The sequence below is a fragment of the Bartonella sp. AA9NXGY genome (genome assembly GCF_042196845.1).
Classification (GTDB): Bacteria; Pseudomonadota; Alphaproteobacteria; order Rhizobiales; family Rhizobiaceae; genus Bartonella.
Genome location: NZ_JBHIRB010000003.1, coordinates 11924 through 35204 on the forward strand (window position 1 = coordinate 11924; position 23281 = coordinate 35204).

Consider the following 23281-nt stretch of genomic DNA (forward strand, 5'->3'; position numbering starts at 1 on the left):
AATTTTTTTCTGAGTCTATTTTTTTCTGTAAGGTATATCAGGTATTTTATAACAATTTGTCAAAATAACTAAGGAGAGTAGGCGTGGCTCGTATTGCTGGCGTCAATATCCCGACAAATAAGCGTGTAATTATTGCGCTTCAATATATCCACGGGATTGGACCAAAATTTGCTCAAGAAATTATTGAAAGAGTTGGCATTCCTTTGGGGCGTCGTGTGCATGAGCTTTCAGATGCTGAGGTGCTGCAGATTCGTGAGGCAATAGATCAGGGGTATCAAGTTGAAGGTGATCTTCGTCGTGAGGTTGCTATGAATGTTAAGCGTTTGATGGATCTTGGTTGTTATCGAGGATTGCGTCATCGCCGGTCTTTGCCTGTCCGAGGACAGCGTACACATACGAATGCCCGTACACGTAAAGGTCCGGCTAAGGCAATCGCCGGTAAGAAGAAATAAGGGCCTTTGTGGAAGGTTTTTTATATATTCTTTTTCTTGTTTGATTTTTTTGACAAGGAAAAAAGGTGGAGCTGCTGATGTTACGGCAGTGATGAGATCGTTGAAAGGGAAATTATGGCCAAGGAAGCCACACGTGTTCGTCGTCGCGAACGTAAAAATATTTCATCGGGTGTTGTGCATATTAATTCAACATTTAATAACACAATGATTACTATTACTGATGCTCAGGGTAATGCAATTGCTTGGTCATCTGCGGGAGCTCAGGGGTTTAAAGGTGCGCGTAAATCGACACCTTTTGCTGCTCAAGTTGCTGCGGAGGATTGTGCAAGAAAAGCGCAAGAGCATGGTATGCGTTCTTTGGAAGTTGAAGTTTGTGGACCTGGATCAGGGCGTGAATCTGCTTTACGTGCATTGCAATCTGTTGGTTTTGTCATTACTTCTATTCGCGATGTAACACCAATTCCTCATAATGGATGTCGTCCGCGGAAAAGGCGGCGTGTTTAATTGGGTGTTGTTTTTTGTTGTCGGAGATTTCTCTGATGTTCACATTGGTCGTTACGATTGAATGGTAACGGAACTAAAGAACGGGAATAAAAATATGATCCAGAAAAACTGGCAGGAACTTATTAAACCCAATAAGGTTGAATCATGTGCACATGATAATCCAAATATTATAAGTGTGATTGCTGAACCTCTTGAGCGTGGTTTTGGTTTAACGTTAGGAAATGCGCTTCGTCGCGTTTTGTTATCTTCGCTTCGTGGTGCTGCTATTACTGCTGTGCAGATTGACGGTGTTTTGCACGAATTTTCATCGATTCCAGGTGTGCGTGAGGATGTTACGGATATTATTCTGAATATAAAAGAAATTGCGCTTCGTATGGAAGAAGAAGGGCCTAAACGTGTCGTCGTTTATAAAGAGGGGCCTGGTGTCGTGAAAGCGGGAGATATCAGTACAGTTGGGGATATGGAAATTCTAAATCCAGATCATGTTATTTGTACTCTTGATGAAGAAGCTGAAATTCGTATGGAATTTATTGTCAACACAGGAAAGGGGTATGTGCCATCTGATCGTAATTGTGTTGATGATGCACGTATAGGGCTTATTCCAATTGATAGTCTTTATTCACCTATCCGTAAGGTATCTTATAAAGTAGAAAATACACGCGAAGGTCAAGTTCTCGATTATGATAAATTAACGCTCACGATTGAAACAAACGGTGCTGTTAATGGTGAGGATGCTGTTGCTTTTGCAGCACGCATTCTTCAGGATCAATTATCGTTATTTATTAACTTTGAAGAGCCACAGAAGGAGCCTGTTGAAGAGGCTGATTCTGAGCTTTCTTTTAATCCTGCACTTCTCAAAAAAGTGGATGAATTAGAACTTTCAGTTCGTTCGGCAAACTGTCTTAAGAACGATAATATTGTTTATATTGGTGATCTGATTCAAAAAACAGAATCTGAAATGCTTCGGACACCGAATTTTGGTCGCAAATCGTTGAATGAGATTAAAGAAGTTTTGGCGTGTATGGGTTTACATCTTGGGATGGAGATTCCTGCGTGGCCGCCTGAAAACATTGATGATCTTGCAAAACGTTATGAAGATCAATATTAAAATTAGAATTTAAGGAGAGGGCTTATGCGCCATAGTAAGTCAGGACGCAAGTTGAACCGTACTGCCAGTCACCGTAAAGCGATGTTTGCAAATATGGCAACTTCGTTGATCGAGCATGAGCAGATTGTGACAACGCTTCCAAAGGCTAAAGAAATTCGTCCTATTGTTGAAAAACTCGTTACTCTTGGTAAGCGTGGTGGTTTGCATGCGCGTCGGCAAGCTATTGCAGCACTTCGTGATGCAGGAAAGGTTGCAAAATTATTTGATACGCTTGCGCCACGTTATGCATCACGCAACGGTGGGTATTTGCGTATTATGAAAGCGGGGTTTCGTACCGGTGATAATGCGCCCATGGCTGTTATAGAATTTGTTGATCGTGATGTTGAAGCGAAGGGTGCTGGGGATCGTGCTCGCATGGAAGCTTCTGAGAATGAAAAGGGAACATCTTCGTAGAGTTTTTTATTCTGTTGGATTTTTAAAGGCCGCCTTGTCTTGGGCGGTTTTTTTGTGAGCATTTTTAAGTTTGTTTTAGTTGAGAAATAGGTGCAGAGAGAAAATTATAGAATATTGAATTATCTTATTTTTATAATATTTATTGTTCAAATAGGTTGTTTTTATTCTCTATTATGAAATATTAATAGAGGTCCTTAATTTGCGGGGATACGTTTTTTTATTCTATTAATCTTCAACAGAATGTGCTGATTTTATAAGGAGTGGATTATGAGGTATTCTTTTTGGGTGCGGATTTTTTTTGCAATTATGATGCAGATATCATTTGATCATGTATATGCTCATGTTCCTCAAACACAAACAGAAATCACCCTTTCATTTGCTCCTTTAGTTAAAAAGACAGTTCCATCTGTTGTAAATATTTATGCAGCTCGACAAATTAGAGCTCGATCACCTTTTGAAGGCGATCCATTTTTTGAGCAATTTTTTGGTCGTTTTCAAAATAAATTTCCTGTTCGTAAGCAATCGTCATTAGGATCAGGGGTGATTGTTGATGCACGTGGTTTGATCGTTACAAATTACCACGTCATTAAAGATGCAAGCGAAATTAAAGTGGCTTTTTCTGATGGACGGGAGTTTGAGAGTAAGGTCGTGCTCAAAGATGAAGCAACTGATATTGCAATTCTTGAAGTTAAGGAAAAAGATGCTCAATTTCCGGCTCTTTCTTTGGGAAATTCTGATACTGTTGAAGTTGGTGATCTTGTTCTTGCTATTGGTAATCCCTTTGGTGTTGGTCAAACAGTTACAAGTGGTATTGTTTCAGCGCAAGCGCGTACACGTGTTGGGATTTCTGATTTTGACTTTTTTATTCAAACAGACGCAGCCATTAATCCAGGGAATTCTGGTGGCGCTTTAATTGATATGAAAGGTCAGTTAATCGGAATTAATACGGCTATCTATTCGCGTTCCGGTGGTTCTGTAGGGATTGGTTTTGCTATTCCAGTTAATCTTGTAAAAGTGATGCTTGATACTGTTAAACGCGGTGGAAAATATTTTGTGCCGCCTTATATTGGGGCTTCTTTTCAAAATGTTACAGCTGATATTGCTGGTGGTTTAGGTTTAGAACGTCCCTATGGTGCTCTTATTGTTGAAGTTATCAAAGATAGTCCTGCTGAAAAAGCTGGATTGAAAGTAGGTGATGTTATTTTGAGTGTGCAGGGGGTACGCGTTGACAGTCCAGATAGTCTTGGTTATCGTTTGATGACAGCTGACGTTGAGCATAGTCTTGCCTTGGAATATTTACGAAGTGGAAAAACTTTAAAAACACAAATAACAGTTTCATCAATATCAGAAACTGCATTTTTAAAATCTGAAAAAATTACGGGTGACAGTCCTCTTGCTGGTGCTGAGGTGTTAGATTTAACACCGCAAAATAGTCGACGTTTTCATCTTCCTATATCTGCAAAAGGGGTTGTGATTACCAATCTTGAGGAAATGAGCAATGCAGCTGGAATTTTTCAGTCAGGAGATATTCTACGTGTTGTAAATGGCCATAAAATTCAAACAGTTCATCAGTTGAAAAAGGTTCTTATGCAAGGTCGCTCAAATATGTGGCAATTGGAATATGAACGTGATGGTATGTATATTCGCCAATTTATTCGTTGAGGTTTTTTTTGAAGAAAGATTTTTTTACTTCGTCGTTTGATTTTCAAGTTAATAAAAATCAGCCACTTGCAGAAAGAATGCGTCCTTGTTCTCTCAATGATGTTGTGGGACAAAAGCATTTGATTGGAGAGGATGGTTTGCTTTCACGTATGGCGGCAACAGGCTCAATTGGATCGATGATTTTTTGGGGACCTCCAGGGACGGGAAAAACGACTGTTGCACGTTTGTTAGCCCTTGAAACAAATTTCGCGTTTGAACAGGTTTCTGCTATTTTTACAGGAGTTTCTGAACTTAAAAAGATTTTTGAAGTTGCGCAGAGGCGTTTTATATCTGGGGATAAAACACTTCTCTTTGTTGATGAAATTCATCGGTTTAATCGTGCACAGCAGGATAGTTTTCTTTCTGTAATGGAAGAGGGTACTGTGGTACTTATAGGTGCAACAACCGAAAATCCTTCTTTTGAGCTGAATGCTGCCCTTCTTTCGCGTGCACGTGTTTTAACATTTCTTTCTCATGATCATGAAAGTTTGGACATGCTTTTGAGGCGTGCTGAAGAAGTGGAGGGAAAAACTCTTCCCTTGGATAATGATGCCAGAGACGTTTTGATAGAGATGTCTGATGGTGATGCGCGGGTTGCGTTAACATTGGCAGAGGAAGTTTGGTCTATTGCACCATTGGGAGAGATTCTTGATGTTGTTTCTTTGCAAAAAGTTATTCAGCGTCGTGCGCCTATTTATGATAAAGGACGAGATGGGCATTATAATCTCATTTCAGCGTTGCATAAATCCGTTCGTGGATCTGATCCTGATGCTGCGCTTTATTATTTGGCACGTATGTTGGATGCTGGTGAAGATCCTCTCTATATTGGGCGAAGATTGGTTCGTATGGCCGTTGAAGATGTTGGTTTGGCGGATCCTCAAGCTCTTGTCATTTGTAATGCAGCAAAAGATGCCTATGATTATTTAGGATCACCAGAAGGAGAATTGGCTTTGGCGCAAGCATGTCTTTATGTTGCAACTGCGCCAAAGTCAAATGCAGCATATCTTGCGTATAAAGCAGCACTGCGTTGTGCGCGCAAAAATGGCTCTTTACCACCTCCTAAGCATATTCTTAATGCTCCTACGAAATTTATGAAGGAAGAAGGGTATGGAAGTGGTTATTGTTATGACCATGATGAACCAGATGCTTTTTCAGGACAAGAATATTTTCCCGAAAAACTTGGGCGTCAGAGTTATTATAAACCAGTTGAGCGTGGTTTTGAGCGTGAAATTGTGAAACGTCTTGAGTGGTGGCACCAGTTGCGCAAAAAACGTAAAGATCAAAATAAAATTTGAGTTGAAATACGTTTTTTATTGATCTTGGATTTATTATTTTATCTCTTATGTTATTGTATGAGAAATTTAGCTTATATTTTAAACATTTATTGCATTGCTTGTAGAGATTTTTTTTGATATTTTCAAAAGTGCATGTTTTTTCAAATTTAAATATGTCATTCAACTTTTAAGCTGCTCTATTTTTTTTGGTTTTTATTAAATAATATATTGACTTATAATGATGATTGACTGTTTCGTAAGTTGAATGAAAGTTTCAAATACCGTAAATTTCTCTCATCCCAAGTCTGTTATTTGTTGAAGAAATCAAGTTATTCGCTTGCATGTTACAAGCAGGATTAGCGTGTGATAAAAACTGTACAAGAAAGGACTAAAAATCCCTCCTATGAATTGTCTCAAGTGCCGAGAGCTGTTGCAATATTGGAGGATGATAAATAGTGTGATGGTGCCGGCTTGCTCCTTCTATAGAGTAAAGATGGTGGTGCCTAAAGGGTTTTGCAGTATACCACATTCATAGGTGTTGTCACAAAATGAGCTTGGAAGTTTTGAGAGATGTTTCTTAAATCAAGTGCATGAATATGCAACACAATAGCGTTTTGTTCTTCGATGCAATAGGGTATGAGGTTGATTGATGATGCGTTTTTTGTGTGATCAATAGCGGGAGAATTCTTAGTCTCTCAAGTATTTAATCAAAGGGATAAGCAGAAGGGTTGTAGAACATTGTGTTTAAAATTAAATTGTTCCTTTTCTAGAGAGATATAAATATGTTAACTATGCTCCCATAGAGATATTACTTTATTGGAGTTTATTATGTGTCATAAGATAAGCAATGCCAATTCTTTATTGTGATGGTCATGAATGTTTATGGACATAATGTGGAGATAGGAATGGAAATAGTCTGTGAAACTCTAAACTCAAGCCTTTAGTTAAATTAAAAGTACAGTATACACTAAAGTTTTAGGTTATTATGAATTCGGTCAAGGATATAATCGTGGATAAAACAAAAGCTCTCGATGCTGCTCTCTCACAAATTGAACGTTCTTTTGGTAAAGGCTCGATTATGCGTCTTGGGCAAAAAGAGCAGGTTGTTGAAATTGAAACAATTCCAACAGGGTCGTTATCCTTGGATATTGCTTTAGGGATTGGTGGATTACCGAAGGGGCGTATTGTTGAGATTTATGGACCAGAAAGTTCTGGGAAAACAACATTGGCTCTCCATGCTATTGCTGAGGCACAGAAAGGTGGTGGCATTTGTGCTTTTATTGATGCAGAGCATGCGCTTGATCCTATTTATGCGCGTAAGCTTGGTGTTGATTTAGAAAACTTGTTCATTTCTCAGCCAGATACCGGTGAACAGGCATTGGAAATTACAGAAACGTTGGTTCGTTCTGGTGCCGTTGATGTGCTTGTTGTGGATTCTGTCGCAGCTTTAACACCGCGAGCAGAAATTGACGGTGAAATGGGTGATGCTTTGCCCGGATTGCAAGCTCGGTTAATGAGTAAAGCGTTACGAAAATTAACCGCAGCAATTTTTCGCTCTAACTGTATGGTTGTTTTTATTAATCAAATTCGCATGAAAATTGGTGTGATGTTTGGTTCTCCTGAAACGACAACGGGTGGAAACGCTTTAAAGTTTTATGCTTCTGTTCGTTTAGATATTCGTCGCATTGGATCCATTAAAGATAGGGATTCAATTGTTGGTAATCAGACGCGCGTTAAAGTGGTGAAAAATAAATTGGCACCTCCATTCAAACAGGTTGAGTTTGATATTATTTATGGTGAAGGTATTTCCAAAGTAGGTGAGTTGATTGATTTGGGTGTCAAGGTTGGTGTTGTGGAAAAATCTGGTGCATGGTTTTCTTATAATTCTCAGCGTTTAGGGCAGGGGCGTGAGAATGCAAAGCAGTTTTTACGTGAACATGTGGAAATAGCTACAGAGATTGAAGCAGCTTTGCGCCAAAATGCTGGTTTGATTGCGATTGAATTGTTAGAAAATGCAGGGTCAGAAAATATAGAAAGTGATGAAGCCATTTGATGGGGCGTTTTTTTCGTCTATAATTTTTTTCTTTAAGATTTTCCTGTTTTTTTGTTTGAGTTTTTAAATACGCAGTCATTTTTTTCTCAATTTTTTAAAACAAATATTCCATTTTTGATTAAATTGACTCCATGCGTGGCGAAGAGGATTTAATGAGGGGGGATTTTTCTTTTATGGTTTTGTGCTGTATTGAGCAGGTGTCAACATGAATAGTGTTAATAATATTCGGTCAACATTTTTGGATTATTTTCATCGTAATGGGCATAAAGTTCTTTCTTCTAGTCCGCTTGTTCCGCGGAATGATCCTACACTTATGTTTACAAATGCAGGGATGGTGCAGTTTAAAAATGTTTTTACTGGACTTGAACAACCTTCTTATACGCAGGCAACAACGGCACAAAAATGTGTTCGTGCGGGTGGAAAGCATAATGATCTTGATAATGTTGGTTATACGGCGCGCCATCATACATTTTTTGAAATGTTGGGTAATTTTTCTTTTGGTGATTATTTCAAAGAAGAAGCCATTTTTTTATCATGGAATCTTTTAACAAAGGAATTTTGCCTGCCAAAAGATAAATTGTTGGTGACAGTTTATCAGAGTGATGATGTTGCTGCTGAACTGTGGCGTAAAATTTCTGGTCTTCCAGATGAAAAAATTGTCCGTATTGCGACGGTTGATAATTTTTGGTCGATGGGAGAAACAGGCCCTTGTGGGCCTTGTTCGGAGATTTTTTATGATCATGGTGATGAAATATGGGGCGGTCCTCCTGGAAGTGCTAATGAAGATGGGGATCGCTTTATTGAGATTTGGAATCTTGTTTTTATGCAGTATGAGCAAGTTTCCAAGGAAGAACGTGTTAACTTACCTCACCCTTCTATTGATACAGGCATGGGATTAGAGCGTATTGCTGCTGTTTTACAGGGCGTTCATGATAATTATAATATTGATCTTTTTCGTGCATTAATTGCTGCATCAGAAGAAATTACAGGGATTGAGGCAAAGGGTGATTTTATTGCCAGCCATCGTGTCATTGCTGATCATCTTCGCTCATCTGCATTTTTGATTGCTGATGGTGTGCTTCCTTCTAATGAAGGAAGAGGATATGTTTTACGTCGTATTATGCGTCGTGCTATGCGTCATGCGCATCTTCTTGGTGCTAAAGAGCCCTTAATGTGGCGACTTTTACCTGCTTTAATTCGCGAAATGGGACAAGCTTATCCTGAGTTGACACGTGCTGAATCTTTGATTTCAGAAACTTTAAGGTTAGAAGAAATACGTTTTCGTAAAACGCTTGAACGAGGACTTGGTTTGTTGAACGAAGCAAGTACCGATCTTAAAGAAGGGGACTATTTGAATGGTGAAGTTGCTTTCAAGCTCTATGATACCTATGGTTTTCCGCTTGATTTGACGCAAGATGTTCTTCGTCGTCGCGGAATATCTGTTGACGTTGGTGCTTTTGATAAAGCGATGGAACGCCAAAAAGAGGAGGCACGTGCCAATTGGTCTGGTTCTGGAGAAGCTGGAACAGAGAAGGTCTGGTTTTCTGTTCGTGATCAAGTGGGGGCCACAGAGTTTTTAGGTTATGAAACTGAGACAGCGAAAGGTATTCTTACAGCTCTTGTATGTGATGGTAAAATTGTTGATCATATTTCTTCAGATCAGAAAGCTATGCTTGTTGTTAATCAGACACCTTTTTATGGTGAATCTGGTGGGCAAATTGGTGATAGCGGTATCATTTCTGGTGAAAATTTTATTTTTAAGGTGCATGATACCCAAAGAAAGGGTGATGGTGTTTTTATCCATATTGGGGAGGTGAAATCTGGTCAGGCATCGAGGTCTGATTGTGTAGAATTAACGGTTGATATTGTTCGTCGTAAGAAAATTCGTGCGAATCACTCTGCTACTCATTTGTTACACGAAGCTTTACGCCAAACATTGGGGGACCATGTTACACAAAAGGGTTCTCTTGTATCGCCAGATCGGTTGCGTTTTGATTTTTCCCATCCAAAATCCGTTTCACCAAAAGAGTTGAAAAAAATAGAAGATTTAGCCAATGAGATTATTTTGCAAAATAGTAAAGTAATAACGCGCCTCATGGCTGTAGATGAGGCCATTTCTGAAGGAGCCATGGCATTGTTTGGTGAAAAATATGGTGATGAAGTTCGCGTTGTTTCTATGGGGGAGCCACTTGAACAGGAAAGATTAAAAAAGCGTTGGTCAATTGAGCTTTGTGGAGGGACACATGTGGAGCGAACAGGTGATATTGGTTTAATTCATATTGTTTCTGAAAGTTCTGTTTCAGCTGGAGTGCGGCGTATTGAAGCTTTAACAGGCAAAGAAGCACGTCTTTATCTTAGCCGCCAAGATGAACGTATTCATGAAATCGCTGATCTTTTAAAAACTTCTTCTGCTGGTGTGGAAGAACGGGTGCGAATTTTGCTTGATGATCGTCGTAAACTTGAAAAAGAATTGAATGATGTACGCAAGAAAATGATGTTGAGTGGTGGAATAACAGAAAGGAGCCAAGATGATATTATCATCATCAATGGGTTTTCTTTTACCGGACGCGTTGTTAAAAATATTTTACCACGGGATCTTAAGGCGCTCGTCGATTCTGAGAAAAAACAAATTGGATCTGGAGTGGTTGCTTTTATTAGTGTCTCGGAGGATGGAAAAGGGAGTGCTGTTGTCGGTGTTACGGATGATTTAACGGATAAGTTAAATGCTGTAGATCTCGTTCGTATTCTTTCAGCGATGCTTGGTGGTAAAGGTGGAGGTGGCCGTTCTGATATGGCACAGGCTGGTGGTCCTGAGGGGAACAAAGCTGATGAGGCATTTGCGGCACTAAAAGATTTTCTTGAAAAAAATTAAATTAAATCATTCTGCATAGGTGTTTTTTACATTGTTATATTTGGTTGGCATCTATGTATCATGAATATCTGTCTGGTGTATTTCTGAAATGCAGATACAGCGTAATTGGGGAAAATACAATTGTAAAGATAAAAACAGTGTTTGTCTTTATCACCACTTTATCATTTGGCTTTATAGCTTCCAAGCGTTTCAGGAGTCACCTTTTTAAGATAAGATAGATTATGCAGCACTTCATGCTTTACTGTGTATTCTTTTACTAGGAAGACTAGTTATTGTGTTGCTCTTATAGATTTTTTGAAGAAACATCTCTTTTTATGAAAGGAAAAATACAAGATTTATTGCATACGATTATCCTTATAAAGTTATAAGCTATCATTATTCGATTAGTTATTCAAATGAATAAAATTTCTTTCCTTGAAAAGGCTTATAAAAGAGTTGTTGTATCTTAGAGCTATTATTTTCATTTTGCTTGTTATGTACAAGAAAACAGTTTTTTGGTTTATTATTAAAAGGTCTTGAAAGGAATATTCTCCTATCTTTATAAATCTTTATTTTAAGTTATAAAGTAATGAATTATCAATATAAATCAAAGGAATATAACATAAATCTAAATATTTAGATTAACATCTAATTTATTTATGATAAAATTGCTTTAATATATTGAATTATAATGATAATTTATCGTTTTATCTTTTGAATAAGAGCTACGAATATTCGTAGGGTTTTATTATTTCAAATTCTGTGTATGTTAAATTAATCAAAACCACTCACGAATGTCGTTGTGAAATGGGCTTAAGAGCATTGAGAAATGTTTCTTAAAAAAAGTTATATGAATGTGCAAAACAAGGATGTTCTGTTCTTTATGAGAGGACTATAAAGAAAGTGATAAACAAAAGTGCAACGCAATACATAATATTCATTATTTAAAAGATATTACTTTAGTTCGTTTTGAAATTCGTAAAGCTGAGTGAAAGGAAGACGGTAAAACTGGAAATTGTTTTTACCTTTACATCTTTACATTTTCCCTAAATGAGAATGTATACTCGTCAATATGCACAGATATAGGAAAATATTTTTGTTCTAATCTAGTAAAATTGCAATAGCAGAGAAAATACTAAACTGTTTTAATATTTTTCTTAAATACCTAAAATGGATTGTGGCATTTTTAGAAATCTTTTTACTTGTATCATATATAAGCACTCTATATTGTATTGAAGAGGCATTTTTTGCATAAGATCTATGAAGAGTATCGTTTTTATGAAGCTATGGCTTCATGTAAGGGAATAACATTTTCTCCTTCTCTTTCTGGTGGTTTGATTGTTAAACCACTTGCCTTTAAAAAATTAGAGAAACGTCCCCCTTTATCGATCAATTCTTGAAAGTTTCCTTTTTCCATTAAGTGACCATGATCCAGAAAGAGTATCACATCAGCATTGCGTACTGTTGAGAGGCGATGTGCTATAATAAAAGTAGTGCGGTTATGGCTTATGCAATCGAGAGCATCTTTGACACGTGCCTCTGTTTCAACATCAAGAGCGCTTGTTGCTTCATCTAGAATGAGAATAGGGGCATTTTTTAAAACAGCGCGTGCAATTGCTAGTCGCTGTTTTTCTCCACCGGATAATTGAGATCCTCGTTCGCCCACCATTGTGTTATAACAATCAGCTTTTTTTAGAATAAAATCGTGAGCTTCTGCTATTTTTGCTGCTTCATAAAGTTCTTCATTTGTTGCGCTCGCTTTTCCTATTGAAATATTGTCATGAATAGTACGGTTGAAAAGACCCGAGTCTTGAAATACTGTTGCTAGAGATTTGCGTAAAGATTCGCGATTGATCGAGCATATATTTATTCCATCAATGGAGATATGCCCAAGGGTAGGGTCGTATACGCGCTGTAACAGATTGATCAATGTTGTTTTTCCAGCCCCTGTTGGTCCTACAATTGCAACAGTTTGTCCTGCTTTAACCTCAAAGGAAATATCAAAAACACCTTGAGAAGAATTTGGGAATTGATAGGTCACGTGATGAAATTGTATGGTGCCTTTAACATTTTGGAGGAAAGGAAGATTTTGCGGTTCGTTGATATGAAAGGTTGAGTCTTCCATTTCAAAAAATTCTTGCAGTTTTGCTTGTGAGGATATTGCACAATTAATAAAATTGCTCATTTGGTCTAGGCGGCTAATCATGAGTTGTGCAAATCCAACAAAAGCAACGACTTCACCTACTCGTAATTGATCTTTTGCAACAAAAAAAGCTCCAAGGAGGAGAACACAAACGATTGAAATTGTTGAAGCCATTCGATTTAAGCCACTGGCGAGCGCCCACCAATTGAGAACAGGATTTTGTGCTTTAAGCAGAGCATTTGTATGTTGATGCAGTATGGAAGTTTCTTCTTTTATTCGGTTATAACTTTGTACAATGGAAACATTAGAGATTGAATCACTGACATGTTTAAAAAGGTTATGATGATAGCATTCTACAGCGGCTTGTCCGTCTTTTGTTTTTCGCATCACTAAACGTGCAATTAATACATAGATGATGGCAAGCACAACCAAGACTATTGAAAGGCGCCAATTCATATTAAAGGCTATGGGGATGAGAACCAATAAGGCGACAAGCGTTGAGAGATGTTGTCGCATAAAATCAAGCCATATGGTTGACATGGAATCTATAGCGCGCAAAAGTGTATGGAGTGCGTTAGATGTTTCGCGTTGTTGATGCCAAATTAACGGCATGGCAATGATACGTTCGAAAGATTCTGTTAAAACCGTTAAGCGACGTCTATGGGCTAAGCGGTCTGCACCGCGAGCAACAAGGACATAAGCGATAATATGTGAAAGTCCAAAACAAACCCAAATGGCAAGAGTAGAGATGATACCTGTTTTTTCTGTAATAGAATCGATAACCCGTCCAAATAAAATAGGTTCTGCAATGGTGATAATCGCTAACATAACATTAGCGGTACAGATTAAAAGGGATGCATTTTTTTCTCTGTTTAGGTAAGTGAGAACACGTGCATAGGTTTTGAATAAGGACACTGTTAATTATCTCCATTCGCTGTTAAGCGTAAAGGCTATTGATTTTTTTTATAACGCTTAATTTTTAGCTAATAAAATTTGGACGTTAAGAAAAGGCAATTTTGGATACTAACTGTAATATGGTGTGATAAAGCCAACTAAAATATGAATTTTTGTGTTTATATTTGTGCTTATAAAGGCGCAAAAATAGATCAATAAAATTATCAGGCAAGGGAACTTTCATGGCAGGCGTAGAAATAAAAAAAGTTGAGGCAGATGAAGATGGAATGCGCTTAGATCGTTGGTTTAAAGTGCATTATCCAGGACTTGGTTTTGGAGCTTTGCAAAAATTGTTGCGTTCTGGTCAGATACGGGTTGATGGTGGACGTGTTAAAGCCGATACGCGTCTTTGTATAGGACAGGCTGTTCGTATTCCACCTCTCCCTATTAATGACAAGGAAAATTTTTCAATAACGGATAAAACACTTCGTGGGCAGGATGATGGGACCGTTTTGAAAAAAATGCTGCTTTATGAAGATCCAAAGGTATTTGTTTTTAATAAACCCGCTGGGTTGGCTGTCCAAGGAGGCTCTGGTTTAACACGTCATATGGATAGTATGCTTGAGGTATGGCGCAATAAAAAAGGTGAAAAGCCGCGTTTGGTTCATCGTCTTGATCGTGAGACGTCGGGGGTGCTTATTGTTGCACGATCAAGGGGAGCTGCTCAGTCCTTAACAGCTGCTTTTAGAGCGCGAGAAACAAAAAAGACTTATTGGGCGTTGGTTCGTGGCGTGCCTAAAAAAAAGCAGGACAAAATTTCAACGTGGATGGTTAAGGAAATGACTGCACAAGGTGACAAAATGCGTGTTTGTGAACATGGGGAGCCAGATTCACATCATGCGGTTTCCTACTATCGCGTTTTAGATACACGAGGGCGGGCTCTTTCGTGGCTTGAAATGGAACCCTATACAGGGAGAACACATCAGCTTCGTGTGCATGCTGCCCATATGGATCATCCTATCATTGGCGATACAAAGTATTTTTTTTCTGATAGTAATTGGACATTACCAGGAGGAATTCAAAATCGTCTTCATCTTCATGCACGTCGTATTCGTATTCCTCATCCTTCAGGAGGAATATTGGACATTGTTGCACCTTTACCACCTCATATGGTTCAAAGTTTTAATCTTTTGTCTTTTAATGAGAGTGATGCTGAAACAGAGTAAAGAAACTTCATTTGTTCTTTTTGATTGATATAAAATTTTGTCTATAAATTTAATAAGATGAATAGGGCATCATTTGAAGGAAGTTTTTGATAAGTCAATCGCTATGAGAAAATTATGTTTTTGAGTGATGAAATTTTCGAATATCATGGCTTTCTTTCTACAGCTCTTTATCCATATTGATTGTATTGTTATTTTTTGGATATGGTGTATCATTTAATAATCTGAGTTTATGAAGCTGCTTCTTTGAATTATCTATAGAGGTCATATATTGGGAAGGCGTGTCTGTTGAGGGAGATGAGTTAGATAAAATCTGAAAGATATTTACTAAAATAGAGAAAGCGATTTTAGTTTTTTATGGGGAATAATGAAGGCATTTTATAGTAATGCTTAGGAAAAGTAGACTCTCAAAAAAATCCTGTTGTCAAGGAAGTTTGTTCTGTTATAAATGTGGTTTGATATGCTTATAGTATAGATTTATGCTTTACTTACACAATGAAGCCTTCTTAGCAAAGTTCTCTTTTTAATGAGCAATTATTTTTCTACTTACTTAGTTTATCCAAAAGATCATCTTTCATAAAAGAAGAAATAAGTTTTTAGTATCTTAATGCTTCATTGAAGTGAACTCATCACATTAAAAAAATATCTAGACAAAAAATTGGAGATAAAACGTCAGGCGCGTTTTATTGCTCTAGGGAGGGCTTGAACACTTTTGTTTTTTCTAGTGAACAAAACAGATATTTATTATGGGAACATTCAAAGGGGAGATAAGTTGAAATTAGGAGTGACTGATGGGATCATTATTGATTGACGTTAATAACGTCTCAAAAATATATCGCAACATTGACAGAGGAATTGGTTTTAAAAACAAGGTGTTTTCTCTCTTCAAGCCGGTTTATACAAATCATCATGTGTTAAAAGATATGAGTTTCACCCTCTTTTCAGGGCAATCGTTAGCAATTCTTGGCCCTAACGGAGCGGGTAAATCGACACTGATTAAAATACTTTCTGGTATACAATACGCTGATGAGGGATGTGTTAAAGTCCTTGGTGTTGATCCTTATAAAGCGAAGAAAAATCTGTTCAAGTCTTTGGGTGTGGTCTTTGGTCACAAGAATTGTTTATGGTGGGATTTGCCCTTACGCTACAGTTTGGATATGGTTCAACCATTATATGGTCTTGAACGCGCCTCTTTTACCCGTGATCTTAAAGAGATCGCTGAGTTACTGGGCCTTGAGCATATTATGGATAAGCCAGTGCGGATGCTTAGTCTGGGTGAGAGAGTGAAAAGTGAATTGGCATTTAATCTCTCCTTTAGACCTAAACTGTTGTTTCTCGATGAGCCAAGTATTGGTCTTGATATTACATCTAAGCATGAAATCAGGGAGCTTCTTAAAAAACTGAAAAAGGAGCGTGGCACTGGGTATATCATTACAAGTCATGATATGGGAGATATTGATGGATACGTCGATGATATTATTCTTTTGCATAAAGGAAAGAAACAGTTTCATGGTAATCTTCATGCGCTTAAAAATGTCATTCCTTCTTTGGTGAGAATGACACTTTTTTGTGAACACATGGCTGCACCTTCAGCTGTTGTAGAAAAAATTGATGAGATTGCGTTGAAATTATCTACTCCTTTAAAAGATAAGCACTTTAACGCTGAAGAATGCTCGCTGGAGGTTTCGCTGCCCCGTGAGGATTTTGCGCGTTTTGTACGTGAAATTACAACCGAATTGAACTGTACGTTCTCTGTATCCACTCCCTCGCTTGAAGAGATGCTCCGTGTTAAATTTAAAGAATTTATCTAAGCACTGCTTTGGTATGTTTCTTTTTGCCAAGAATGGATTACTCACTGTTCTAAGTGATAGAGCAATGTTTTTTACCGATATTATCATTGGGACACTTTCGCCATTTGTTATTCAACTGCTATTATGGAATGCACTTTTCTCTGATACGGGCAACACCATCAATGGCTTTAGCTTTTATGATATGATGTATTATTATGCTTTTGCTTTAGTCCTAGGTCGCTTAAATAATGGTTATAATGTGATTAAGTTTTTCTCTCATCATGTTAAAGAAGGTCAATTAGAAGTATATCTTACAAAGCCCTTTAGTTATATGACACAAATGCTTTTTACTTTTTTAGGGGAGAGTGTATTATATAGCATCCCGTTATTGGCTCTTTTTGTTGTTAAGCTTGTTTTATCCTATGAAAATATTCTGGGATTGGTCATCGCTTTTCTGTTCTTTTTTCTGGTTGTTATTCTATCACAATTGCTTTGTTTTTTACTCTCTTTTGGAATTGCCCTATTAAGCTTTTGGGTGATTGAGTACAATATATTACTCTCTTTCAGTATTCTCAGTTCAACGCTTCTTGGTGGTGTTCTTTTACCACCATCTTTTTGGCCGGTGTGGCTTATTCCGCTTATGCAATTTAATCCTTATCGTTTCATGATATCCGCTCCTGCCGAGTTTTTCGCGACGCAAAATTTAGCGTTGTTTCAGCAGTTTATTTTCGGAAGTTTTACTTATATTTTGTGTTTTTTATTCTTAATTTATATTGCTTGGAATAAAGGGATGAAAGCATATAATGGAGCGGGTGGTTGAGATGAAAATAATCCTTCATTTTATCAGTTTGAATATCCGCCGACAGATTGTTTATGGTAAGAATTTGGCTGGGGAGTTTATTCTTTCTCTATGCTATTATTTTATTCAATTCATATTTATTGATAGAATATCTTCTTTTTCAGGAAAGATCGGTAACTATAGCAGAGATGAAATCCATTTTATCTTTGTTGTCTTTGTTTTACTTGGAATATTTTTGAATATTTTTACTAATTCTATTGAAACGTTTTTTGAAAAAGTAGCGGATGGTAAAATTGAACCATACTTGATAAAGCCCGTTTCAATCTGGTTGTTGATGTTATTTGGTTGGTGTAAACCTCTTAATCTGATCAAGCTCTTTGTTCTTTATGTTAGTGCCTATTTATTTGTATCATTACCGAATATATCCGATCTTAAGCTAAGATGGATCTCTTTTATTGTTGCAATATTTTGTGTTTTTATTGTCAATATTTGTTTTTTCATGATGTTTAATTTTGTAACATTTATTATTAGCCGTAAGATGCCTGTCGAATATTTTCATGAAATGATTTACGAGCTTTCATTTGTGCCAATAGGAATTTATCCTTTAAGCATCGTAAAATGGCTTTTGTTTATGCTTCCCATGGCTTTTTCTGCTTCCTTGCCTGTGTCATTGTTGCTTGGTAAAGGCGAATGGAATATTGGATATGTTCTGTTGAGCGCTTTTCTTTCCATGGTCATGACTTTCATAAGTTATAAGAAAACAATTTGTAAATTTAATGGATTAGGGGGATGATATAAAAATCATCATGATTATAAAAATAAAAAATTGAGTGAAAATTCTATCGTACTGTAAAATATCGTTATTTATGCTGGCGGTATAAGGCATGTAAAATTTACACATGAGGATTTTTTATTAGACATATTCATGCATAAAATCGGTTGTATTTCTATAGCTATGAGCAAAGAATTTACAATAAAAATCAGAGAATTAAATTTCTTGGTTTTAGATTAGTTTGAGTTTAGATGGCTGCTTGATGACACAAGCCAATGGTAAGATGGTGTACAATATTAGTAGTGCTTTCTCATCTGAGCAAAATTTATTTTTGTTGCATTTATAGTGCTAAAAAATTGTCAAAGATGGGTAATTTTTATATGTGCAGAATGTGGTTATTCGTACGGATTTTGTTGCTGCATTCAATATATTATTACGTGGATGAGTTTTTGCTTAAACAATAAGAAAATTGACAGAATAAAGCTTTTAAGTTGCCCGATAGAAAGCTAAGAGCTGCGTTAAACAACATGATAGCAATTATCAAGAAAACAATCACATAGAGATTTTTCAGCATGCTGAGCAGTCAAAATTCAGTTAATAATTGCTTGGAAATAAAAGGATCCACTAAGCAAAGCAGGAAAAAACGATGGCAACGCAACTGAGTTCAATAACATAATTAAATATATTTCTTTATTGTTCTTGTAAACTAAGAGAATTATACTTAATTTTATTGTGAATTTCTTATTTTATGTTATGATTTTATTTAATATAAAGATAATTATTATGTAATATTTTAGTGTTATTGTAAATAATATTATTTAATTAAAAATATACAATTTAAACACATACAATATAAACATAATATATTTATATTATTTTAAATAGGTTATTTTAAAAATTAATTAAATAAGATATTATTTTGTAAAAAATTATTTTCTATTTTTTAAATATTAATAAGTTCACTTTTCAATTTTTCTTAACAATGATAAGAGAAAAATGGAGTTTTACATCCTCTTTTACAATAAATAAAAATGATACTTTAATCTGGTTTTGCTCTCTAAGCTTAGAGCTATACAAATGTTATTGCTTATCATTAATAAAACTAATGTGATTGATGGCGTAGAGATTACAAAGGGCTAATTTTTTTTGCATGTAATTCATATCTTTTACAAGACTTTAAAAATAACACAGAAAAAATGAGAGAGGAAGGAATAGTGAACAAGAGTGATAAGCTTTTTCATTTTCTAGTGTTATGATTACTTTTGTATTTTACGGTTCATTCATTGTATGTATGATCAATTCCAAAATTTTTATTTTAAGCTTATAGTGAATCTATATTTTAGTCTGTTATTGAAGTGTTGTCGTGATTGAGATTACAATATCACAGTAGTGAACACTCTGATTTAATAGAGAAGATTGTTTGCTAGCAAATAATCTATCCATATCAACGTTATTTAAATTTTTTTCCAAAATATATATATCTATGTTAATTTTCGTGATTGATATCTTTTCTAAGATGAAAAGGGGCATGAGCTGATTTAAATATCCATAAATTTTTCGTATTAACTCAAAAAATATACGATCATATAATTTTATGGCTATTCTAGATTATCATTTTGATAAACTGAAGAAGTATAACGATTAGCATTACAAAGGTTTGTGCAAAAATGCTTTTATTGGACATTATTAAATTTTTTATGATTTATATTTTAATCATTTTATCTTGGTTAGAAAAAAGGTGGACTCATTTTTATTTCTCTATTTTATCTTAAAGTCGTGGAATTATATTAATGTTAGAAAGTTATAATTGTGGAAGACAATGAACTTTATTAAAATTATTCCATGTTCTGGTAGAAACGCATGGCTGTGAAAACGTTGAAATGTGTAATAGCTTATGGCATTAGATTTAGCGCATTCACCAAAGTTATCCCTTATCTTATCTAATTTAGCTTTTTCAATCAAAGAGTTAAGCTGGTTCTTACGCTAATTGTAGCTGGGGCAAATATTTTTTCTCAATCTATACTAAGGAAAAATATTTTATAAAAATATTTATTTTAATATATTATACAAAAAATAAAAACATTGCGTGTAACTAAAAAAACAACACATTGATATTTTTTATATTATAAAATCATAATAATATTTATGATAATAAAGCTAAATTTATAATAAAAACAATAAAATAACTTTATTTTAATATATTTTTATATTTAAATTACTAAATGTAAAGTACAAATAAAATAATTGACAATCGTTAAATAAACATGTAACGGAATATTGTAAGTGTAATATAATATAAAAATAACAATTAAAATAAAATTATTAATTGAATTTTGTATTATATTTTTATTATCAGAAAATAAATATACTTTATAGATAGATAACGGAATGTTTTCTATTTAGAGGGGGCGGTAAAGAAAATTTATTTTACTAAATATTGTAATTAGGTGGTTATGATGAAAATATTCAAGCATTGTATAGTATGTTTTGTTGCAGTAGCGATTTTCTTTTCACAGATTTTAAGAGCCAATGCTGATTCTTTAAATGGTAGATTTCAAAATGCTGGTTTTATTTCTGTAATGACACAGGAAAATAGAGTTATTAAAGCTGTCGATATGGTTATTAGCCAGTTTGGAGGACAAGGGGGTGAGAAAAATGTCCAAAAAGTCGCGGGTTTAATGGGGATGGAGACAGCGATTTTTGCTTTAATCGCATATTTTGTATATTTCTTTACTAGAAAGCCGCCCAGTCCTAACAGAGAGACAGGTGGAAGAACATTCGATGCTTTTGCTCATAGTTCATGGGCTTTGAATTAAAAGATATTATCCTTGATCAAATTTGAATTATGCTGTTATTGAATGTTTTATATTAAATAAATCGTGATATTTAATCACGGTTTATTTATTTTTTTTAATCTTAATGACATTGATAAGTTTATCTTTTTATATCATTAAGATATTGTTTTGTGGATGCCAGTATATGGTACATTAAATTCAGCTAATCAGTTGCTTTTTAAATTTACTTAAATTTTTTCCTCTTCAAAATGCGCATTTTAGCTAAGTTTGTGGTTGATATTTTTTTATGATGAAAACGCGAATGCATTAATTGAGATATCCATAAACTTTGTATATCAACTCAAAAAATACAAGGTCACACAATCTTACGACTATTTGTGGGTTTTATGTTGATGAACTGAATAAGTATAGCGATGCGTCTTACAAATATTTGCAAAAATGCTTTTATTGGAATCTTTTAATCTCTTTGTGGTTTACAATTCATTTTATCATTTTATCTTAAGCAAAGAGAATGTGGATTCATTTCTATTTCTCTATTTTATCTGAGAAGGGTGGAGTTATACGAATGTCAAAAAAAGTCATGATCGTGGAAGATAATGAGCTTAATATGAAGTTATTTCGCGATCTTGTAGAAGCGAGTGGTTATGAAACCGTTGAAACGCGTAATGGTCTTATGGCATTAGATTTGGCGCGTTCATCAATGCCATCTCTTATCCTTGTGGATATCCAGTTGCCAGAGGTCTCTGGAATAGATGTTATTAAACAATTAAAAGAAGATGAAGAACTTCGATCAATCCCCGTTGTTGCTGTAACAGCTTTTGCTATGAAAGGCGATGAGGAGCGAATTCGTGCCAGTGGATGTGAAGAATATATGTCAAAGCCTATTTCTGTCCCTCATTTTATCACAATGGTAAAGCATTTCTTGGACTAAAACTTGTTAAGTGGTGATAGAAAAAGCATTGAAAAGCTTATAAGATTGCTAAAGTTGTCGCGTAAATATTTTCGTGCTTCAGCACGTGGATATATTACAAGTTAGTAAAACAGATTTTAAAAATTGAAACTGAAGTTTTGAATTTTTTCGGTCTATTTTTCTTGCCTTTTATCTTAAGAGAAGAAGTTGTTTTGCATTCTTGTTTTTTCTAATCGGTATAGATTTGTTCCTACATTCATCTAAAAGTTTGTTTTAGTAGGGGAAAAAGCCCCGTTTTTGTCCGAGGCTTTATGCATTGCAAAAATTGAAATTAACGCTTTGAGAATTGGAAAGAACGACGTGCTTTTGCTTTACCGTACTTTTTACGTTCAACAACACGGCTATCACGGGTAAGAAACCCACCTTTTTTCAAGATTGAGCGAAGTTCTGGTTCGTAATAGGTTAAAGCTTTGGAAATGCCATGGCGCACTGCACCGGCTTGTCCAGAAAGACCACCGCCTGCAACGGTTGCAATAATATCAAACTGGGTATCCCTATTTGTTGCAACAATTGGTTGACGAAGAATCATTCTAAGAACAGGACGAGCAAAATATTTGTCAAATTCCTTATTGTTGATCGTGATTTTTCCAGAACCTGGTTTAATCCATACACGCGCAACAGCGTCTTTACGCTTTCCTGTTGCGTAAGCACGTCCTTGTGAATCAAGCTTCTGCACGTGAACAGGAACAACATTTTCATGTGTTTCTGTAATACTTGTTACTATGCTAAGCTCAGAAAGAGAATTAATTTCAGCCATAATCAAGCAATCCTTTTGTTTTTGCGGTTTAAAGCACCAACGTCAAGAGATTCAGGCTGTTGTGCTTCATGTGGATGTTGGCTTCCAGCGTAAACACGTAGATTCTTCAATTGACGGCGACCAAGGGGCCCTCGAGGAATCATACGCTCTACCGCTTTTTCAATAACGCGTTCGGGAAAACGCCCCTCAAGAAGTTGACGTGCTGTACGTTGTTTGATTCCACCAATATAGCCGGTATGCCAATAATATTTTTTATCCGTATATTTTTTGCCAGTGAGAGCTATTTTATCTGCATTAATGACAATAACGTTGTCACCATCATCAACATGTGGAGTAAATGTAGCTTTATGTTTGCCACGTAAGCGGTTAGCAACAAATGTGGCAAGACGACCTAAAACAAGGTTTTCTGCGTCAATAATAACCCATTTTTTCACCACTTCAGTTGGCTTTTGTGAAAAAGTTGCCATAGAAGTATCCTTTATTAGAACCCTTTTAATATAAGGGAATTTTTACTGTTTTGCGTTGAAAATTGTTACCATAGCGAAATATTTAACGCATACTACTTGCTCTGATATAATGTCTTTTGATTGACGTCAAGAGAAAATAAAAACTTTATAAAACAATATGTTACAAGAAAGGTATTATAATACCCCATTAAAAGAAGTTTGTAGACCATTTAAACTTAAAATGAATGTTGCAAAAGACTATTTTATCTTTAACGCATGATTGTCTTTTATCGTTC

18 protein-coding genes are annotated in these 23281 nt (G+C 35.7%); 14 read left to right on the forward strand and 4 right to left on the reverse strand.

The features are described from left to right. The first annotated feature begins 83 nt into the window (after positions 1–83). The 8 genes from rpsM to alaS all read left to right on the forward strand — a co-directional run bounded on the left by rpsM (position 84) and on the right by alaS (position 10417). Entirely contained in the window at positions 84–452 is a 369-nt protein-coding gene (gene rpsM / locus ACFIM6_RS02305; RefSeq protein ID WP_026500557.1) for a 30S ribosomal protein S13, read from the forward strand. Between the two features lie 114 nt (positions 453–566). Further along, entirely contained in the window at positions 567–956 is a 390-nt protein-coding gene (gene rpsK / locus ACFIM6_RS02310) for a 30S ribosomal protein S11 (protein ID WP_007347762.1), read from the forward strand. Positions 957–1050: 94 nt separating this feature from the next. Then, the gene (locus ACFIM6_RS02315; protein ID WP_375611485.1) at positions 1051–2064 is read left to right on the forward strand and encodes a DNA-directed RNA polymerase subunit alpha; all 1014 of its coding nucleotides are present in this window, start codon (positions 1051–1053) and stop codon (positions 2062–2064) included. A gap of 24 nt (positions 2065–2088) precedes the next feature. Further along, positions 2089–2517, forward strand: coding sequence for a 50S ribosomal protein L17 (rplQ, locus tag ACFIM6_RS02320; RefSeq protein WP_273791421.1), 429 nt, complete (start codon positions 2089–2091; stop codon positions 2515–2517). Between the two features lie 267 nt (positions 2518–2784). After that, positions 2785–4179, forward strand: a complete 1395-nt coding sequence (locus ACFIM6_RS02325) for a DegQ family serine endoprotease (RefSeq protein ID WP_375611486.1) — start codon at positions 2785–2787, stop codon at positions 4177–4179. Between the two features lie 8 nt (positions 4180–4187). Next, a complete protein-coding gene (locus ACFIM6_RS02330) occupies positions 4188–5513 on the forward strand; it encodes a replication-associated recombination protein A (RefSeq protein ID WP_375611487.1) in 1326 nt (441 codons plus the stop codon). A gap of 988 nt (positions 5514–6501) precedes the next feature. After that, positions 6502–7545, forward strand: coding sequence for a recombinase RecA (gene recA / locus ACFIM6_RS02335; RefSeq protein WP_273791424.1), 1044 nt, complete (start codon positions 6502–6504; stop codon positions 7543–7545). A gap of 205 nt (positions 7546–7750) precedes the next feature. After that, complete coding sequence (gene alaS / locus ACFIM6_RS02340; protein ID WP_375611488.1) at positions 7751–10417, forward strand: alanine--tRNA ligase; 2667 nt, start codon at positions 7751–7753, stop codon at positions 10415–10417. A 1255-nt stretch (positions 10418–11672) separates the two neighbouring features. Here alaS and ACFIM6_RS02345 read toward each other — a convergent pair. Continuing rightward, a complete protein-coding gene (locus ACFIM6_RS02345; protein WP_375611489.1) occupies positions 11673–13454 on the reverse strand; it encodes a glucan ABC transporter ATP-binding protein/ permease in 1782 nt (593 codons plus the stop codon). A 221-nt stretch (positions 13455–13675) separates the two neighbouring features. Here ACFIM6_RS02345 and ACFIM6_RS02350 point away from each other — a divergent pair, with 221 nt between their 5' ends. From ACFIM6_RS02350 to ACFIM6_RS02375, 6 genes are all read left to right on the forward strand, one after another. After that, complete coding sequence (locus ACFIM6_RS02350; RefSeq protein WP_375611490.1) at positions 13676–14659, forward strand: RluA family pseudouridine synthase; 984 nt, start codon at positions 13676–13678, stop codon at positions 14657–14659. 788 nt (positions 14660–15447) lie between these two features. Continuing rightward, a complete protein-coding gene (locus ACFIM6_RS02355) occupies positions 15448–16467 on the forward strand; it encodes an ATP-binding cassette domain-containing protein (protein ID WP_375611491.1) in 1020 nt (339 codons plus the stop codon). Continuing rightward, positions 16442–17266 carry an ABC-2 family transporter protein gene (locus ACFIM6_RS02360; protein ID WP_375611492.1) on the forward strand — a complete coding sequence of 275 codons (825 nt, stop codon included), beginning with the start codon at positions 16442–16444 and terminating at the stop codon, positions 17264–17266. The genes ACFIM6_RS02355 and ACFIM6_RS02360 overlap by 26 nt, the downstream gene beginning before the upstream one ends. Further along, positions 17250–18038: an ABC-2 family transporter protein gene (locus ACFIM6_RS02365; RefSeq protein WP_375611493.1), complete on the forward strand. Its 789-nt coding sequence runs from the start codon at positions 17250–17252 to the stop codon at positions 18036–18038. Before ACFIM6_RS02360 ends, ACFIM6_RS02365 begins: the two co-directional genes overlap by 17 nt. Before the next feature lie 2435 nt (positions 18039–20473). Beyond that, on the forward strand, positions 20474–20833 hold the full coding sequence (locus ACFIM6_RS02370; RefSeq protein ID WP_375611583.1) for a hypothetical protein: 360 nt from the start codon (positions 20474–20476) through the stop codon (positions 20831–20833). A gap of 544 nt (positions 20834–21377) precedes the next feature. Then, on the forward strand, positions 21378–21743 hold the full coding sequence (locus tag ACFIM6_RS02375) for a response regulator (protein ID WP_273724078.1): 366 nt from the start codon (positions 21378–21380) through the stop codon (positions 21741–21743). Between the two features lie 78 nt (positions 21744–21821). Here ACFIM6_RS02375 and ACFIM6_RS02380 read toward each other — a convergent pair whose 3' ends face one another. The 3 genes from ACFIM6_RS02380 to rplM all read right to left on the reverse strand — a co-directional run bounded on the left by ACFIM6_RS02380 (position 21822) and on the right by rplM (position 23006). Next, positions 21822–21899, reverse strand: coding sequence for a hypothetical protein (locus tag ACFIM6_RS02380; protein ID WP_375606729.1), 78 nt, complete (start codon positions 21897–21899; stop codon positions 21822–21824). A 154-nt stretch (positions 21900–22053) separates the two neighbouring features. After that, entirely contained in the window at positions 22054–22539 is a 486-nt protein-coding gene (gene rpsI / locus ACFIM6_RS02385; protein WP_015856545.1) for a 30S ribosomal protein S9, read from the reverse strand. A 2-nt stretch (positions 22540–22541) separates the two neighbouring features. Next, complete coding sequence (gene rplM / locus ACFIM6_RS02390; RefSeq protein ID WP_015856544.1) at positions 22542–23006, reverse strand: 50S ribosomal protein L13; 465 nt, start codon at positions 23004–23006, stop codon at positions 22542–22544. Positions 23007–23281: the final 275 nt, after the last annotated feature.